This is a genomic window from Pseudonocardia kongjuensis, assembly GCF_039526905.1.
Lineage (GTDB): Bacteria > Actinomycetota > Actinomycetes > Mycobacteriales > Pseudonocardiaceae > Pseudonocardia > Pseudonocardia kongjuensis.
The window spans coordinates 79,297-96,457 of record NZ_BAAAJK010000034.1; the positions used below are offsets into that span (position 1 = coordinate 79,297).

At 74.7% G+C, this 17,161-nt stretch carries 15 protein-coding genes; 7 read left to right on the plus strand and 8 right to left on the minus strand.

Annotated features, from left to right (window positions below):
* Nucleotides 1–23 precede the first annotated feature (23 nt).
* Nucleotides 24–1,349: an EAL domain-containing protein gene (locus ABD160_RS24700; protein WP_344026542.1), complete on the plus strand. Its 1,326-nt coding sequence runs from the start codon at nucleotides 24–26 to the stop codon at nucleotides 1,347–1,349.
* A 42-nt stretch (nucleotides 1,350–1,391) separates the two neighbouring features.
* A complete protein-coding gene (locus tag ABD160_RS24705) occupies nucleotides 1,392–2,921 on the plus strand; it encodes an ATP-dependent DNA ligase (protein ID WP_344026544.1) in 1,530 nt (509 codons plus the stop codon).
* Here ABD160_RS24705 and ABD160_RS24710 read toward each other — a convergent pair.
* Nucleotides 2,852–3,613 (minus strand): GntR family transcriptional regulator, encoded by a 762-nt coding sequence (locus ABD160_RS24710; RefSeq protein WP_344026546.1) that lies wholly within the window; start codon nucleotides 3,611–3,613, stop codon nucleotides 2,852–2,854. The genes ABD160_RS24705 and ABD160_RS24710 overlap by 70 nt on opposite strands.
* A gap of 100 nt (nucleotides 3,614–3,713) precedes the next feature.
* On the opposite strand from ABD160_RS24710, the gene ABD160_RS24715 reads away from it, so the two are divergent.
* Nucleotides 3,714–5,159, plus strand: a complete 1,446-nt coding sequence (locus tag ABD160_RS24715) for a GuaB1 family IMP dehydrogenase-related protein (RefSeq protein WP_344026548.1) — start codon at nucleotides 3,714–3,716, stop codon at nucleotides 5,157–5,159.
* Nucleotides 5,160–5,213: 54 nt separating this feature from the next.
* Here ABD160_RS24715 and phoH2 read toward each other — a convergent pair whose 3' ends face one another.
* Together phoH2 and ABD160_RS24725 are read right to left on the minus strand one after the other, a co-directional pair.
* Nucleotides 5,214–6,542, minus strand: coding sequence for an RNA 5'-3' helicase PhoH2 (phoH2, locus tag ABD160_RS24720; protein WP_344026831.1), 1,329 nt, complete (start codon nucleotides 6,540–6,542; stop codon nucleotides 5,214–5,216).
* A gap of 416 nt (nucleotides 6,543–6,958) precedes the next feature.
* Nucleotides 6,959–8,209: a DUF885 domain-containing protein gene (locus ABD160_RS24725; protein WP_344026550.1), complete on the minus strand. Its 1,251-nt coding sequence runs from the start codon at nucleotides 8,207–8,209 to the stop codon at nucleotides 6,959–6,961.
* Between the two features lie 312 nt (nucleotides 8,210–8,521).
* Here ABD160_RS24725 and ABD160_RS24730 point away from each other — a divergent pair, with 312 nt between their 5' ends.
* Nucleotides 8,522–8,911 carry a hypothetical protein gene (locus ABD160_RS24730; protein ID WP_344026552.1) on the plus strand — a complete coding sequence of 130 codons (390 nt, stop codon included), beginning with the start codon at nucleotides 8,522–8,524 and terminating at the stop codon, nucleotides 8,909–8,911.
* 1,125 nt (nucleotides 8,912–10,036) lie between these two features.
* Nucleotides 10,037–10,498: a hypothetical protein gene (locus tag ABD160_RS24735; RefSeq protein WP_344026554.1), complete on the plus strand. Its 462-nt coding sequence runs from the start codon at nucleotides 10,037–10,039 to the stop codon at nucleotides 10,496–10,498.
* A 138-nt stretch (nucleotides 10,499–10,636) separates the two neighbouring features.
* Here the strand turns inward: ABD160_RS24735 and ABD160_RS24740 are convergent, their stop codons facing one another.
* Nucleotides 10,637–11,407, minus strand: coding sequence for an isoprenyl transferase (locus ABD160_RS24740; RefSeq protein WP_344026556.1), 771 nt, complete (start codon nucleotides 11,405–11,407; stop codon nucleotides 10,637–10,639).
* A 164-nt stretch (nucleotides 11,408–11,571) separates the two neighbouring features.
* Here ABD160_RS24740 and trhA point away from each other — a divergent pair, with 164 nt between their 5' ends.
* Nucleotides 11,572–12,198 carry a PAQR family membrane homeostasis protein TrhA gene (gene trhA / locus ABD160_RS24745; protein ID WP_344026833.1) on the plus strand — a complete coding sequence of 209 codons (627 nt, stop codon included), beginning with the start codon at nucleotides 11,572–11,574 and terminating at the stop codon, nucleotides 12,196–12,198.
* 26 nt (nucleotides 12,199–12,224) lie between these two features.
* On the opposite strand, the gene ABD160_RS24750 is transcribed toward trhA, so the two are convergent.
* The 4 genes from ABD160_RS24750 to mca form a co-directional block, all read right to left on the minus strand.
* Nucleotides 12,225–12,791: a hypothetical protein gene (locus tag ABD160_RS24750; RefSeq protein ID WP_344026558.1), complete on the minus strand. Its 567-nt coding sequence runs from the start codon at nucleotides 12,789–12,791 to the stop codon at nucleotides 12,225–12,227.
* 61 nt (nucleotides 12,792–12,852) lie between these two features.
* On the minus strand, nucleotides 12,853–14,868 hold the full coding sequence (locus ABD160_RS24755; protein WP_344026560.1) for a thioredoxin domain-containing protein: 2,016 nt from the start codon (nucleotides 14,866–14,868) through the stop codon (nucleotides 12,853–12,855).
* A gap of 13 nt (nucleotides 14,869–14,881) precedes the next feature.
* A complete protein-coding gene (locus ABD160_RS24760; RefSeq protein ID WP_344026562.1) occupies nucleotides 14,882–15,175 on the minus strand; it encodes a hypothetical protein in 294 nt (97 codons plus the stop codon).
* Between the two features lie 64 nt (nucleotides 15,176–15,239).
* The gene (mca, locus tag ABD160_RS24765) at nucleotides 15,240–16,163 is read right to left on the minus strand and encodes a mycothiol conjugate amidase Mca (RefSeq protein WP_344026564.1); all 924 of its coding nucleotides are present in this window, start codon (nucleotides 16,161–16,163) and stop codon (nucleotides 15,240–15,242) included.
* A gap of 506 nt (nucleotides 16,164–16,669) precedes the next feature.
* On the opposite strand from mca, the gene greA reads away from it, so the two are divergent.
* The gene (gene greA, locus ABD160_RS24770) at nucleotides 16,670–17,158 is read left to right on the plus strand and encodes a transcription elongation factor GreA (RefSeq protein ID WP_344026566.1); all 489 of its coding nucleotides are present in this window, start codon (nucleotides 16,670–16,672) and stop codon (nucleotides 17,156–17,158) included.
* Nucleotides 17,159–17,161: the final 3 nt, after the last annotated feature.

The following is a 17,161-nucleotide window of genomic DNA, read 5'->3' on the forward strand; positions in this document are numbered from 1 at the left end:
TCGTGACCGAACGGACCCGCCGGATGACCGATCAGCGTTTCGCGTACGAACCGGTGCACGACCTGCGTACGGGCCGGTTCGCCGGTGTCGAGGTGGTGCCCCGGCGCCCGTACGACGCGGTCGCCGTGCAGGCCGCGGACCGCGGCTGGGGCGCCCGCCAGGTCGCCGAGCTGGACGCGGGCACCGCGGTGTCGGCGGTCGTCTCGGCCCGCGCCGCACCCGGCACCAACCTGCAGGTGGACGTCGCCGCGGACACCGTGCTGTACGCGCGGGAGCGGCTGCGCCCGATGCTCGGCACGGTCGCCCCGCTGCTGGAGGTCGGCCCGCCGATCACCGCGGCGGCACCGGCCGCGCATCTCGTCCCGGCGCTGGCCGAGCTGCGCCGGTGGGGGTTCCGGATCGGGCTGGACGGCGCGGGTCGCGCGTTCGGCCCGGAACTGGTCGCCGCGGTCCGGCCGGACGTGGTGAAGCTGGAGCCGGATCTCGCCGACGGCGTGCTCGACGCCGGTTCCGGCGCCGCGGTGCGCGCCGTGCTGGAGGTGGCCCGATCGGTCGGGACCCCGGTCGCCGCGACCGGTGTGCGGGACCCGGAGCGACTGGCCGGGCTGTACGCCAGCGGCGTCGCGCTCGCCCAGGGTCCGCTGCTCGGCGGGGCCCGCGCCACCCCCGATCCCGATCCGGCGACGCTGCCCGAGCTGCTGACCCTGCTGCGGTCGACACCGGGTGCGCCGGTCCCGGCCGCACCGGCCGGTCCACCGGTCCGCGGGCTGGCCGGTCCCGCGGTCACCCTGACCGCCGACGTCACCGCGGACACCGCCCGCGAGGCGATGCGCGAGCACCCGGACTCGGCCGGGGTGGTGCTGGTCGACGCCGCCCACCGGCCGGTCGGCTACCTGGACCGGAGCCGGTTCCTGCTCACCATGACCGGCCGGTTCGGGCACGCGCTGTGGGCGGACAAGCCCGCGAGCTCGCTCGCCGACCCGCCGCGCACGGTGGACGAGCGGGCCCCGCTGCCCCGGGCGCTGGAGCTGAGCCTGGCCGGGGAACCGTCCCGGGCCTACGACGATCTGGTCGTCGTCACCCCGGACGGGGTGTGCCGCGGGGTCGTCACCGTCGCCGAGCTGTGGCGCCGGACGATCCGGCCCACTGCGCCGGCAGCGCCGACTGTGCCGGCAGCGCCGACCGTGCCGACCGTGCCGACCGTGCCGGCAGGGCCCACTGTGCCGGCAGGGCCGGCAGGGCCGCCGGCGCCCCGGCCGCCGTCCGTGGCCGCCGGGCAGTCACCGGACGGGTCCGGCCCGGTCGCCGACCGGCCACCGGCGGGCCCGCCGTCGCGCACCGCGGTGTGACGACGGCGCGCGACTGTCGGGGGTCGCTGCTTCACTGACCGGGTGCTGCTCAGCGACGTCGTCACCACCTCGGCCGCGGTCGGGGCGACCCGGGCGCGCCGGGAGAAGACCGCCGCGCTCGCCGACCTGCTGCGGGCCGCCGCGCCGGGCGAGGTGCTGCCGGTGGTGGCCTGGCTGTCCGGCACGCCCCGGCAGGGCCGGATCGGCACCGGCTGGCGCACCCTCGCCGCGGTCGACGTGCCACCCGCAGGCACGCCGTCGTGGACCGTGCAGGAGGTCGACGAGCTGCTCGACGAGCTGGCCGGCACCGCGGGTCAGGGCTCGGCCCGGCGCAGGCGCGAGCTGCTGGACCGGCTCTACGGTGCCGCCACGGCCGACGAGCAGCGGTTCCTGCACCGGCTGCTCACCGGGGAGCTGCGGCAGGGCGCGCTGGAGGGGCTGATGGTCGACGCGGTGGCCGTCGCCTCCGGCGCCGGGCAGGCGGCGGTCCGGCGGGCGTTCATGCTGTCCGGGCGGCTGCCGGAGACCGCGGCGACCGCGCTCGGCGGCGGGGAGGGTGCGCTCGCGGAGATCGGCCTGCGGGTCGGCCGCCCGGTCCGCCCGATGCTGGCCTCGCCCGGCGACTCGCTGGATGCCGCGCTGGCCGCGCTCGGCACCGGCGTCGTCGTCGAGCACAAGCTCGACGGCGCCCGCATCCAGGTGCACCGCGCCAGCGACGAGGTCCGGGTGTGGACCCGCACGCTGCGCGAGATCACCGCCGCGGTGCCGGAGCTGGTCGAGCTGACCCGCGCGCTGCCCTGCTCGGCGGCGGTGCTCGACGGCGAGACCCTCGCCCTCGACGACGACGGCCGCCCGCGCGCCTTCCAGGACACGATGAGCCGGTTCGGCTCCGGCGACGACGAGGGTGCGGTGCTGCTCAGCCCGTTCTTCTTCGATCTGCTGCACCTCGACGGGCGGGACCTGGTCGACGAGCCGCTGGAGACCCGGCTCGACCTGCTCGCCGGGCTGCTCGCCGGGGAGGACCGGGCCCCGCTGCGGATGCCCGGCGTGCGGCGGCCGACGCCGGAACAGGCCACCGCCGTGCTGGACGGGGCGCTCGAGGCCGGGCACGAGGGCGTCGTCGTGAAGGATCTGGCGGCACCGTACGCGGCCGGCCGGCGCGGGAAGGCCTGGCAGAAGGTGAAGCCGGTGCACACCCTCGACCTGGTGGTGCTCGGCGCGGAATGGGGGTACGGGCGGCGTACCGGATCGCTGTCCAACATCCACCTCGGGGCCCGCGATCCCGACGGCGGCGAACCGGTGATGGTCGGCAAGACCTTCAAGGGCATGACCGACGAGCTGCTCGCCTGGCAGACCGGGACGTTCCCGCGGTACGCGCGGGCCGAGGAGCCCGGGGTGCTGTACCTGCGGCCCGAGCTGGTCGTGGAGATCGCGCTGGACGGGGCGCAGCGCAGCTCCCGCTACCCGGGCGGGGTCGCGCTGCGGTTCGCCAGGGTGCTGCGCTACCGCCCGGACAAGACCCCCGCCGAGGCCGACTCGCTGGACGCGGTGCGGGCGCTGCTCTCGGGGTGATCGCGGGCGGACGGCACCGCGGTGCCGGGGCGGGCCCGCAGCACGCCGGCCGCCAGCACCCGCCCGTCCGGGCCGGTGAGCGTCCGCTCGACACCGAGCAGCGGGGTCCCGGCGGGCACCCCGAGCAGGGTCGCCGCGTCCGGGTCGGCGGGCACCGGGCCGGACCGGGCCCGGATCGCCCCCGGCCGCAGGTGCGCCTCGGCCAGCAGCCGGTCGAACGGGCCGGTGTCGGGGACCGTCAGCAGGTCGGCCGCTGCGGGCGCGGCCACGTAGTGGGTCTCCAGGACCGCCCCGCCGCCCGCGGTCCGGGCCACGCACTCCACCCGCAGGCAGGGGCTGCCCGCGGGCACCCCGAGCCAGGCCGCGAGCACGTCGGGTGCGGCGATCCCGGACCGTTCCAGCGGGCGCGGCCGCTCCCCCGGGTCCGCGACGACCGAGGTGCGGCCCGGGTAGTCCGGCTTCGCCACGATCCGGTGCGCCGCAGGCCCCGGCCGCAGCAGGCCCTCCTCGGACAGCAGCGCGAGCGCCGCCCGCACCGACGACCGCGGCACGCCGTAGCCGATCATCAGCTCGTCCTCGCGGGGCAGCAGGCCGCGGATCCGCGGGCGCCCGGCGATCGCGATCCGCAGCAGGTCACGGACCCGGCGCGCGTCGGAAGCACGCACCCGCGGAATCGGCGACGGCACCGGCATGTACTCCACGGTAGGGGTAACGCATTGCTCGACGGTTCCCCGCGAATGACAGCCGCGTGACACGCCGGGACGGACCGACGGCGCGTAGGATCCCGATACCGTGCGCTTCCTCGACGACCGCCGGCCGGAACACGACCTCACCTACGACGACGTCTTCCTCGTCCCGCGCAGGTCCTCGGTCGCCTCCCGGTTCGACGTCGACCTCACCGCCCCCGACCGCAGCGGCGCCACCGTCCCGGTGGTGGCGGCCAACATGACGGCCGTCGCGGGCCGCCGGATGGCCGAGACGCTGGCCCGCCGCGGCGCGCTGACCGTGCTGCCGCAGGACGTCGCCACCGACGCCGTGGCCGGCATCGTGTCCTGGCTGAAGTCGCGGCACCCGGTGTGGGACACCCCGCTCGTGCTGCGCACCGGCGACGCGGTCGCCGACGCGCTGAACCTGCTGCCGAAGCGGGCGCACGACACCGTCGTCGTGGTCGACGACGGCGGCCGCCCGGTCGGCACCGTCAACGAGGCCGGCTGCGCCGGCGTCGACCGGTTCACCCGGCTGGCCGACGTCCTGGCGCCGGACCCGCTGGTGCTCCCGGTCGACACCGCGCCGCGCGAGGTCTTCGAGCGGATCGACGCGCGCCGGGCGACGGTCGCGCTCGGCCTCGACCCGGACGGCAGGCTCGCCGGCCTGCTCACCCCGCTCGGCGCGATCCGGGCCGGGATCTACACCCCCGCCCTCGACGACGCGGGCCGGCTGCGCACCGCGGCCGCGCTCGGGATCAACGGCGACGTCGGGGTGAAGGCGAAGGCGCTGCTCGACGCCGGGGTGGACGTCCTGGTCGTGGACACCGCGCACGGCCACCAGGAGAAGATGCTGGACGCGATCGGCGCGGTCCGCCGGGTCGTCGACGACGCCGGGAGCACGGTGCCGATCGCGGCCGGGAACGTGGTGACCGCGGACGGGGTCGCCGACCTGGTGGAGGCCGGCGCGGACATCGTCAAGGTCGGGGTCGGCCCGGGCGCGATGTGCACCACCCGGATGATGACCGGCGTCGGGCGGCCGCAGTTCTCCGCGGTCGCCGAGTGCGCCGCGGCCGCCCGCGAGCGCGGCGCGGTGATCTGGGCCGACGGTGGCGTGCGGCATCCCCGCGACGTCGCGCTGGCGCTGGCCGCGGGTGCCGCCTCGGTGATGATCGGCTCCTGGCTGGCCGGCACCTACGAGTCCCCCGGTGACCTGCTGTGGGACGAGCGGGGCCGGGCGTACAAGGAGTCCTTCGGGATGGCGTCCAAGCGCGCCGTCAGTGCCCGGACCCGCGGCGACAACGCGTTCGACCGGGCCCGCAAGTCGCTGTTCGAGGAGGGCATCTCGGCGTCCCGCCAGCAGCTGGACCCGGAGCGCCCCGGCGTCGAGGACGTGCTGGACGAGATCTGCTCCGGCGTCCGCTCGGCGTGCACCTACGCCGGTGCCCGCACCGTCGACGAGCTGCACGAGCGCTCCGTGGTGGGGGTGCAGACCACCGCCGGGTTCACCGAGGGCACCCCGCACGGGCTCTAGGGCCGCCGCCGCGGCCCCGCGCACCGGCGGTGCACGGGGCCGCGGGTCCGCCGGTCAGGAGGCCGGGCCCTCCAGCATCTCGGTGACCAGCGCGGCGATCGGCGAGCGCTCGCTGCGGGTCAGGGTCACGTGCGCGAACAGCGGATGCCCCTTGAGCTTCTCGATGACCGCGTTGACCCCGTCGTGCCGGCCGACGCGCAGGTTGTCCCGCTGCGCGACGTCGTGCGTGAGCACCACCCGGGACGCCGACCCGAGCCGGGACAGCACCGTGAGCAGCACGTTGCGTTCCAGCGACTGCGCCTCGTCGACGATCACGAAGGTGTCGTGCAGCGACCGGCCGCGGATGTGGGTGAGCGGGAGCACCTCCAGCATCCCGCGGGCGATGACCTCGTCGATGACGTCCTGGCTGACCAGCGCACCGAGCGTGTCGAAGACCGCCTGCGCCCAGGGCTGCATCTTCTCGCTCTCGCTGCCCGGCAGGTAGCCGAGGTCCTGCCCGCCGACGGCATAGAGCGGCCGGAACACCACGATCTTGCGGTGCGCCTGGCGCTCCAGCACCGCCTCCAGGCCGGCGCAGAGGGCGAGCGCCGACTTCCCGGTGCCGGCCCGGCCACCGAGCGAGACGATCCCCACCTCGTTGTCGAGCAGCAGATCGAGCGCGATCCGCTGCTCGGCGGACCGTCCGTGCAGGCCGAACGCGTCCCGGTCGCCGCGGACCAGCTTCACCCGCTTGTCCGCGGTGACCCGGCCGAGCGCGTTGGACACGCCGACCAGCCGCAGCCCGGTGTTGCAGGGCAGGTCGCGGGCGGCGTCGTGGTCGATCACCCCGTCCCGGAACAGCGCGTCGACGTCGTCGGCACCCACCTCCAGATCGGTCATCCCGGTCCAGCCGGAGAACAGGACGTCCTGACCGTGGTACTCGTCGGCGTCCAGCCCGACGGCCGCGGCCTTGACCCGCAACGGCATGTCCTTGGTGACCAGCGTCACCTCGGCCGGTGACGTGGGATCGGCCCGCAGGTTCAGCGCGCAGGCCAGGATCCGCGAGTCGTTGGAGTCGGTGCGGAACCCGGCCGGCAGCACGGCGGGATCGGAGTGGTTGAGCTCGACGTGCAGGGTTCCGCCCTTGTCGCCGATCGGGATCGGCGCGTCCAGGCGGCCGTACCTGACCCGCATCTCGTCGAGCTGACGGAGTGCGGTCCGGGCGAACCAGCCGAGTTCGGGGTGGTGACGCTTGGCTTCGAGCTCGGAGATCACGACCAGCGGCAGGACGACCTGGTGCTCGTCGAAGCGGAGCAACGACCACGGGTCGGACAGCAGGACGGACGTGTCGAGCACGTAGCAGCGGGTGGAACCTGCCGGCGTGTCCCCGACGGTCTCCGAGATCGGAGCCTGATCGGTGAGGGCGGGACGACGATCGGTCACGGGTGCTCCCTCGCAGGCGCGGCACCACACCTGCTCTGCGTCGGGCCGGCCGGTCCTGACGCGGGACGTGACGGCGTCGGCGGACCATGGCGGTCCTCCGGCCGGCACGCCCGCAAGGGCCGGGTGCCGGCCCTCTCGGGTGCGTTCGACACCACGTCCAGGGCCTCCCGGACGAGCCGCATCGGATACGGCGCGTCAACACGGACGCTACTAGTGGTCACCCTCGTGCGGTCAATAGCAACTCTCGGTCGGTGAGCTACAAAGAACCCCGATGGCAGAGTTGTAACCTGCCGTTCATCGTGTGATCGACACCGTCCGGCGTCACCCGACCTGCGTGAACACGGCCGGGCGCCCGCCGTACGGAGCAGCCGGGGGTGCTACGGACGGGGTACCGGGAGTCCCGCGGGTGCCGCCGGATCGGAACCGTTCCCGATCTCCGGGCGGTCCGGCGCGGCGAGATCGGCGGGGAGGACCGGGTTGTCCAGCAGCCGGCGCAGGCCGGCCACCGGTCCGTCCGGCACCCGGGCGAGCCAGTCGCGCACCAGCGGCGCGCCCTCGGCGTAGGTGACCGGGTAGCTGCGCCACTGCGGGTGGTCGAGGAAGGCGAGCACCCGCCGGGCCCGGTCCTCGGGCAGCAGCAGCCAGCGCGTCAGGTGGGCGACGACCTCGTCCGGGCCGGCGCCGTCGACGTGCCGCAGCAGCGCCGCGTCCTGGCGGACCCGGCCGAGCAGCTCCAGCGCGGTCTCGACGCGCTCGGCGAGCCCGCCGTCGATCCGCACCCCGATCCCGGCGAGCACCCGCTGCGCCACGGCGCCCCAGCCGGGGCCGGGCAGCACGGTCGCCGCGACCTCGGCGGCACCCTCGGCGATCAGCCCCTGCGGGCTGTGCACCAGCCGCAGTGCCAGCTCCGGATGCCGGGCCGCGGCCCGCTCCGCCCGGCAGTACTGGGTGTGGTGTCCGGGATAGATCTCGTGGGCGAGCAGCGGGAGCAGCGATCCGGCCCGGAGCCGGGCGCCGGTGCTGATCGACACCCGGCTGCGCAGGCCGCCCCGGTACCGGGTGAACGCGGTCCACGGCCGCCCGCGGACCAGCTCGACGACCGCCTGCTCCCCCGGCGGCAGGCCGAGCCGCTCGCCGGTCGCACGGCGCAGCTCGGCGGTCAGCGCGGTGACGGCGGCACCGAGCAGGGCCGGCGGGACCAGATCGGCGTCCCGGTACGCCTGCATCCGCGGGGCGACCGGGCCGCGGCCGGGCAGCAGCCCGGCGAGCACGCGATGCGCCTCCCGGTAGCGGTCCGGGTCGGTCCGGCGCGGGCTCACCCCGAACAGCGCGCGGACCTCGTCCAGGTAGCCCGGCCGGTCGCCCGCCAGGATCCGCGCGTGGCAGTGCAGCGCCACCAGCAGTGCGTCCCAGTGCGCCGCCGACGACGCCGGCAGGCCCCCGGCGGCGATCTCCCGGCGCAGCGCCGACGCCCGGACGACGAAGTCGGCGGGCGCCGGGCGGGGCTGTGCGCCGATCGCCCGGGCGAGCTCCGGATCGGGGCCCGGCCCGTCCAGCACGCCGGGCCGGAGCCGCTCCAGGTGCAACGCGAGCCGGGTGATCTCGCGCGGCAGGCCCTCCGGTGACACCCCCGGAGCGTAGGCGCGACGACACCGAACGACGGCCGCAGCCGCCGGGTACGCATCCGATCGGCCGTACGTGCTCACCGTCGGTGATCGCGCTTCCGGGCGTGACCGCGTCGTGAACCGCGTCGTGAATGCCCGATCCAGCGAGTATCGGAACATAAAGTAATAGGTTAACCCGATGGTGTTGTGCGATTTGTTCGGCACCGGCCGGAGCTATAGATTGTCACGCAGTCGGCACGGGCTCCCCCACTTGTCAACGTGTCGGCAAGCGTGAGACCGGCTTCGCGCCGACTCGAGACTCAACAGGAGAAAACTGTGCTGAAGAAGGCTGGAATCCTGGTTGCGGCCACCACCGCGTCCCTGCTCGCGGTGAGCCCGATCGCCTTCGCCGGTGACAAGGGCGACGACCACGGCCACAAGGGCGGCCACCACCACGGTGCCGAGAACGTCATCGACAAGGACGCCAAGGGCCTCATCGCCGGCCTGAACGGCAACAACGTCAACGTGCCGATCCAGGCCTGCAACAACAACATCCCGGTCAACGTCCTGGGCGTGCAGGTCCCGGTCGAGGACGCCTCGGCCCTCAACGGCCTCACCGGTGCCCTGGGCATCCTGGGCGACGCCAAGGCCAAGTCCGGCGACTCGGTCACCGACCAGTCCGACGCCTGCGCGCAGGAGTCCGGCGCCGGCGACTCGATCAGCTGATCTCGAACTGATCACCGGAAAGACCCCGGAGCGACTGCTCCGGGGTTTTTTCGTGCCATTTTCAGGTTTCCCCCGACAGGCGGACGCGATCGCGCCGGGAGCACCCGCGGTGCATATCGGGACGGCGGTCTCACCCGTCGGGGCGGCGGGTTGGCCGGGGCCGTCCGGATGCCGGGCGGTTGCTCACACCCGGTGATCGGCCCGGGATCCGGTCCGGTCGGGCGGGCCGCGGCTCCGGCCCTGTTCACGCGCCCGCCCACGGACCCGCTCGCGCCGGCGGTATGCCGGCGACACCCCGGGCCGGCCGGTCCGCCGGAGCACCGCGCTCCGCCGGGGCACACCCGGATCACACCGTCGGACCGCGCCGTCGGACCATGCCGCCGGGCCGCACCGGACCACCCCGCCGGACCACGCCACGGGGTCGCACCGGACCACTCCGCCGGACCGCACCGCGGGGCAGCACCGCCGGACCGCACCGCGGGGCTACACCCGGACCACGCCGCCGGACCACGCCGCCGGGCCGCACCGCGGGGCCGCACCCGGACCACACCGCCGGGCCGCACCCGGACCACACCGCCGGGCCGCACCGCGGGGCCGCACCGCGGGGCCGCACCCCGACCATGCCGCCGGGCCGCACCGCGAGGTCGCACCGCAGGACCGCACCCGAGCCACACCCGGACCGCGCCGCCGGACCATGCCCGGACCGCGCAACCGGGACCACACCCGACCGCGCCGCGGGGCCGTACACCGGAGCGCGCCCGGACCGTCCCGCCGCGCCGGGTGCTCCGGCGCGAACGCCTCCCCGGCGCCGGCGCGCGGACGGCCCCCTTCCGCGCGCCGTCTCCCCCTGCACCGCTCGGCCCGTTCGGGATACACCGACCGGCGCAGTCACGACACGCCCGTTCGCCACGCCGGGCGAGGGGAGATCGCGATCGACGAATCCCCTGGTACCCGAACGGCCCGCAGTTCCGCCGAAAAAAATACGGAGGGTCAGATTGTCGCCGCCGGAAGCCTCCGTTAGATTGACGCCCAGTCGATGCGGGCTCCCCGGTTCGAGCGTCGACAAGTACTGAGAGTGCTCCGGATCCCCCGTGCGCGCTCTCCGACTCAAACAGGAGACGGACTGTGCTGAAGAAGGCTGGAATCGTCGTCGCGGCCGGCGCCGCGTCGCTCGTCGCGCTGAGCCCGCTGGCGTTCGCAAGCGACAGCCACGAGGCGACCGACAGCTTCAACAAGACCAAGGACAGCTACAACAAGACCTACACCGACGTGAAGGACATCGACAAGACCGATGTCCAGTTCGGGCACAACGGCGGCAACGTCGCGGACAAGTCCAGCACCGGTCTGGTCAACGTCTCGGGCAACAACCTGAACGTGTCCCCGCAGCTCTGCGGCACCGCGCTCAACGGCAACAGCCTGATCCAGGGTGCCCTGGGCGGCCTGTTCTCCGAGGCCGAGAACTCCTCCGGCGTCACCTCGGACAACAGCGTCAGCTGCACCAACGCCTCCGAGGTCGGCGACGAGTTCGACCAGGACAACGGCGGCAAGCAGCACGGTGGCGACAAGAGCGACAAGGGCTACAAGTAAGTCGTTCGCGCATCGCGCAGCAGAAGGGCCCCGGGGTGCACCCCCGGGGCCCTTCTCGCATCACCGGGGGCGCGCCCGCCCGCACGACTGAATCCTCTATAACGAGCGAGCGCGCCGAAGGTTACGCACGAATTCGGATCAGCCGCCGAAACGTCGGTGCCGTGCGGCGAAATCGCGCAGCGCGCGCAGGAAATCGACCCGCCGGAACTCCGGCCAGTACGCCTCGCAGAACCAGAACTCCGAATGGGCCGACTGCCACAGCAGGAAGCCGGACAGACGTTGCTCACCGCTGGTCCGGATGACGAGGTCCGGATCCGGCTGACCGGACGTGTAGAGATGCTCCGCGATGTGGTCGACGTCCAGGCTCTCCGCGATCTCCTCCAGGGTGCGGCCGGACTCCGCCTGGGTGAGCAGCATCTTGCGGACGGCGTCGGCGATCTCCTGGCGGCCGCCGTAGCCGACGGCGACGTTCAGCTGCAGCCCGCCGCGGTCGCCGGTGCGCGCCACGGCCGCCGCCAGCCGGTCCGCGAGCGACGCCGGCAGCAGCTCCATCGCCCCGACCACCCGCAACCGCCACGGCGTCTCCGGGCCGGACAGGTCGTCCACCACCCCGCCGATGATCTCGAGCAGGTCCTTCAGCTCGTCCGGCGACCGGGTGTCGAGGTTGTCGGTCGAGAGCAGGAAGACCGTCACCACCTCGACCCCGGCCTCGGAGCACCAGCCGAGCATCTCCGCGATCTTGGCGGCACCGGCGCGGTGCCCCTCGGCCGGATCGTCGAGCCCGGCCTCGCGCGCCCAGCGACGGTTGCCGTCCAGGATCAGCGCGACGTGCTTCGGACTGTCGGCGCCGGCGATCTGGCGCAGGATCCTGCGCTCGTACACCGTGTAGAGCAGATCTCGAACTGCCACGAACACGGACCCTAGTCCGACGGCCGGGAGCCGACGCGGGCGCTGGTCGCCGGGCGCCGCAACGGGTGTGGCGTTCGCCCGCCTGCCGGGACGTGCGCCGGTACGGCACGTAACGTCGGGACGTGTCCCCGCTGAGCACGGCCCCCGCGCCGCTGAAGCCCCGGATGCGCGGCTGGCTGCACCTGTGGAGCCTGGTCGCGTCCGTCTTCGCCTGCGCAGCGCTGATCAGCATCGCCGGCGCGCTGGTCGGCGCACCGGCCGCGGTCGCGACCGCGGTCTACACGCTGACCACGTTCGGCCTGTTCGGGATCAGCTCGCTCTACCACCGGCGCACCTGGAGCGATCCGGGCCGGCGGCGGCTGATGAAGCGCCTGGACCACTCGATGATCTTCCTGTTCATCGCGGGCACCTACACCCCGGTGGCGGTGCTCGCCCTGCCCGCGGACACCGCGACCTGGGTGCTGGCGGTGGTCTGGGGCGGCGCGCTCGCCGGGGTCGCGCTGAAGCTGGCGTGGCCGTCGGCACCGTCCTGGGTCGGGGTGCCGATCTACGTCGCGCTCGGCTGGGTGGCCGTCTTCGTGCTCCCCGGCCTGCTCGACGGCGGCGGCGTCGCCGCGCTCGTGCTGCTGCTCGCCGGTGGGGCGCTCTACACGGCGGGCGCGGTGGTGTACGCGCTGCGCCGGCCCGATCCGTGGCCCGCGACGTTCGGCTACCACGAGATCTTCCACGCGGCGACCGTGCTGGCCTGGGCCTGCCACCACATCGCGATCTGGCTGGTGCTGCTGCGCTGACCGGGCCGGGCCGGCGCAGACCGGGCTCAGCCCGGGCCCTGGGCCCGCAGGTCGTCCACCCGCGCCATCGCCGACCGCAGCTCGGCCAGCCACTCGTCGGCGTGCTGCCCGACCAGCCGGACCGACCAGCTCAGCGCGTCCGAGCGGGACCGGGCCACGCCGGCGTCGACCAGGGTGTCGAGCACCAGCCGCTCCGGCTGCCGCAGCCGGGTCATCACCGGCACCGAGATGGTGGTGAACAGCTCGGTCGTCCCGCCGAGCCGGGCTCCCCACGCGACCTTGCGCCGGTAGCGGGCCTCCGCCTGCCGGGCGATCTCGATCCGCGCCTCCCGGGTCTCCTCGCGGAACCGGGAGATCCGGCCGGACTCCTCGGCGGCCGCGTCGGCCCGACCGGCGTCGGTGTCGGGATGCGCGGTGTCCAGCGCGGGCAGCTCCCCGACCACGACGATCTCGTCCCGGTCGCAGGTGACTTCCGGCGCCCCGGCGAACCACCCGTCCGGCAGCCGGCCGGAGAACCAGGCCTGCGCGTCGTCGGCGGGCGGCAGGTCGGCCTGCTGCCAGCCGCCGCGTCCACGTCCTCGTGCTGTCATCATCGGACACCTCCCGGGTCGATGATTACAGCATTGCACTCGTTACGTCGTAGCGCGATGAGGATCATCGCGCCAGCAGCGCCGCCAGCTCGTCGGGCCCGGTCACCGGCACGTCGCACACGAAACCCCGGCACACGTACGCCGCCGCGCTGCCACCGACCGTGCCGCGCCCGGCGAGCAGCGGGATCCCGTCCGCGTCCGGCTCCCCCGCGACGACGACGGCGCCGCCGGGCGCCTCCCGGCGGGCCCGGTCGGTCAGCGGCCCGGCACCGGCCTCGCCGGCCACCGCCACCTGCAGCGGACCGCCGACCAGCGCCTCGGCCGCGGTCAGCCAGTGCCCGAGGAAGCGCGGCGCGCGCCCGGCGAGCGTCCCGACCGAGCGCACGGCCCGTTCGGCGGCCTCCCGGTAGCGGGCCGCCCGGTCCGGCCCGGCCAGCGCCGACGCCGTCACCAGCGCCTCGGCGAGCGCCGACGAACCGCACGGCGAGGCGTTGTCGGTCAGCTCGCGCGGCCGGTGCAGCAGCAGGTCGGCGGCCGCGGAGTCGGCGGCGGTGTCCAGGTAGCTGCCCGGCCGATCGGGTGCGGCGAACCGCTCCAGGGTGGTGTCGAGCAGCTCCAGCGCCGCGGTCAGCCGGCCCGGGTCGCCGGTCGCCTGGTGCAGCGCGAGCAGCCCGGCGACGAGCAGTGCGTGGTCCTCCAGCACGCCGTCGGCGTCCCCCGGCCGGCCGTGCCGCGACGAGCGCCGCAGCCGCCCGTCGACGACGTGCACGTCGAGCAGCAGATCGGCGATCCGGCCGGCGGCCCGCACCCACTCCGGGCGGGCCGTGGCCGCCCCCACCTCCGCCAGCGCGACGACGGCGAGCGCGTTCCAGGCGGTGACCACCTTGTCGTCGCGGGCGGGTTGCGGCCGCGCCGAGCGCGCCGCGAGCAGCGCGGACCGGGTCCGCTCCCACCACGCCGGGTCGTCCGGGTCGCGCAGCAGCCGCAGGGTGGAGGCGCCGTCGCCGGCGGTGCCCTCCGCGGTGACGCCGAGCAGCGCGGCGGCACGGTCGCCGTCGTCCGGCCCGAGCACCTCGCGCAGCTGCGCCGGCGTCCACACGTAGGTGAGGCCCTCGGTCCCGTCGGTGTCGGCGTCCAGCGCCGAGGCCAGACCACCCTCCGGGGTGCGGAGCGCGTCGAGCAGGAACCGGGCGGTCCCGTCCGCGACCTGCGCGGCGAACGCCGAGCCGCGGCGGCCGAGGTGCCCGTAGGCGCGCAGCAGCAGCGCGTTGTCGTAGAGCATCTTCTCGAAGTGCGGGACCACCCAGCCGTCGTCGACCGAGTAGCGGGCGAAGCCGCCGGCCAGCTGGTCGTGCAGACCGCCCCGGGCCATCGCCGTGCAGGTGCCCTCGACCAGCCGCAGCGCCTGCTCGGAGCCGGTCCGCTCGTGATGGCGGAGCAGGAACTCCAGCACCATCGACGGCGGGAACTTCGGGGCGCGGCCGAACCCGCCGTGCTCGGGGTCGTACTGCCCGGCCAGCGTCTCGACGACGTCGTCGAGGGTCTGCTCGCCGATCGCGACCGGCTCGGGATCGGACGCGGCCTGCTCGGCGAGCTGCTCGGCGATCCGGGCCGCGGCGACCCGGACCCGCTCGCCGTCCCCGGTCCAGGCGCCGGACACCGCGTCGAGCAGCTGCCGGAACGACGGCAGCCCGTGCCGGGGCTGCGGCGGCAGGTAGGTGGCGCAGTGGAACGGCTCACCGTCCGGGGTGAGGAAGCAGGTCATCGGCCAGCCGCCCTGCCCGGTCATCGCCTGGGTGGCCGCCATGTAGACGGCGTCGATGTCCGGGCGTTCCTCCCGGTCCACCTTGATCGCCACGAAGCCGCGGTTCACGACCGCGGCGATCGCCGGGTCCTCGAACGACTCGTGGGCCATCACGTGGCACCAGTGGCAGGCCGCGTAGCCGACCGAGAGCAGCACCGGGACGTCCCGGCGGCGGGCCTCGGCGAACGCCTCGGCCGACCAGGGATACCAGTCGATCGGGTTCCCGGCGTGCTGGAGCAGGTACGGGCTGGTGGCCGCGGCGAGCCGGTTCGGCATGCCGCACAGCCTCTCAGGTGTTGCGCGGCTCCGCGCCGGCGTCCTGCCCGCCGCGCTCGCCCGGATCGCCCGGCTCGTCGAACGACTCCGGCAACCGGGTGATCCGCTTGCTCATGTTCCGGATCAGGAACGCCGTCGCCAGCAGCAGCACCAGCACCACCGCGAGCCCCACCGGCGCCGCACTGCCCCATTCGGGCAGCTGCCCGGGGGGCGGCGGGCGCTCCTGCATCGGCACCAGGAAGCCCGCCGCGAGCTCGCGCGCCACCACCGTCGCGCCGTCGAACAGCACCGCCGACCGCCTCCGCACTCACCGAACCGTCACCGTCACGGCCGCGGCTCGCGCCGCGCCCGACGGCCAGGCTACCCGCGGGTCAGCCTGCCCTCCGCTGCTCCCCGCGCTCGAACGGGATGCCGGTGAACAGGTCGTCCTCCGGGGTGGCGGTGTCGACCAGCGAGTGCACCAGCTCGTAGTCCTCGGTCGGCCAGACCCGGGCCTGCACCTCGAGCGGGGTGAAGAAGAACCGGCTGGTCGGGTCGATCTGGGTGGCGTGCGCGCGCAGCGCGTCGTCCCGACGGCCGAACCAGTCCGAGCACGGCACCCGGGTGGTCACCCGGGTACCCGGGTCCGGCCGGTCGGCCCGCCAGTTCTCCAGCCACTCGGCGTACGGCGACTCCTCGCCGGCCTCCAGGAACGCCTGGTGGAACGCCTCCAGCCGGGCCCGGGAGAAGCCGTGGCCGTAGTACAGCTTGAGCGGCTGCCACGGCGGACCGGCCTCCGGGAAGCGGGCCGGGTCGCCGGCGGCCGCCCAGGCGGCCATCGAGATGACGTGCGTGCGGATGTGGTCGGGATGCGGGTAGCCGCCGTTCTCGTCGTAGGTGACGATCACGTGCGGGCGGAACTCGCGGACCAGCCGGACCAGCTCCCCGGTCTGCTGCTCGACGTCGCCGAGCGCGAAGCAGCCCTCGGGCAGCGGCGGCGGCGGGTCGCCCTCGGGCAGGCCGGAGTCGACGAAGCCGAGCCAGGCGTGCCGGACGCCCAGGATCTCGGCGGCCCGGGCCATCTCGGCGCGCCGGACCTCGGTCATGTTCGCCAGCACCTCGGGCCGGTCCATCGCCGGGTTGAGGACGCTGCCGCGCTCACCGCCGGTGCAGGTGACGACGAGCACCTCGTGGCCCTCGTCGGAGTACCGGGCGGTGGTGGCCGCCCCCTTCGACGACTCGTCGTCCGGATGGGCGTGCACCGTGAGCAGCCGGGGCCGCTCGCCGGGAGCCGGCAGCGACAGGGGCTGGGACACGGGTTGTGGCGTGGGCGATGGGGTCATCGGGCGGGTTCCTCCACGGTCACCTTGCTCGGGGCCCGCTGCGCGACCGGGACCGGCGCGGGCGGCGAGTTCGTGTTCGTCGTGATCCTGGCAGAGGGGACCGACAACGACCGCTCCGCACGGGATGCTCAGCTCTGCCAACGCGGCCCGGGTTTCCGCTGTTCCCAGAGCTGGACGCCCGTACCGGAACGCTGCGGCGGGCGGTTCCGCTGCACGTCGGAAAGGAAATCGGCCGCTCGGCTATCATCGCTCTCACCTGCGACGATCCGCCCATCGGGAACCAACTCGGAGGCGTCGCCGTTCATCGAGGAGCTGCGACGAGCGGCGCGCATCGTGCTAGGGTGTCTCGTACACGGCCCGCCAGCGGGTCGTGTTTTTCCTTACTCGGGGCGTGCCGCCCGGTGCCGCTGACCCCGCTGCCCCGTCGGCGCCCGGCGCCCGGCGGCGACACGCCCTGTTCCCTGAAGGAGTTGATGACGGTGACGGATACCCAGGCGACCTGGCTGACCCAGGAGGCCTTCGACCGGCTGAAGTCCGAGCTGGACGGGTTGATCGCGAACCGGCCCGTCATCGCCGCCGAGATCAACGCCCGCCGCGAGGAGGGCGACCTGAAGGAGAACGGCGGCTACCACGCGGCCCGCGAGGAGCAGGGCCAGCAGGAGGCGCGGATCCGCCAGCTGCAGGAGCTGCTGCGCACCGCGCAGGTCGGCACCACGCCGTCGAGCGCCGACCAGGCCGCCCCCGGGACCGTCCTCACCATCAAGTACGAGGACGACGAGGACACCGAGAAGGTGCTGCTCGGCTCCCGCGAGGAGGGCAGCCACGGCGACCTGCAGGTGATCTCGCCGAACTCCCCGCTCGGCGCGGCCCTGCTCGGCGCGAAGCCCGGCGACGCCCGCGAGTACCAGCTCCCCGACGGCGGGAACATGAAGGTCACGCTGGTCGGGATCGAGGCGTTCACCGGCTGACGC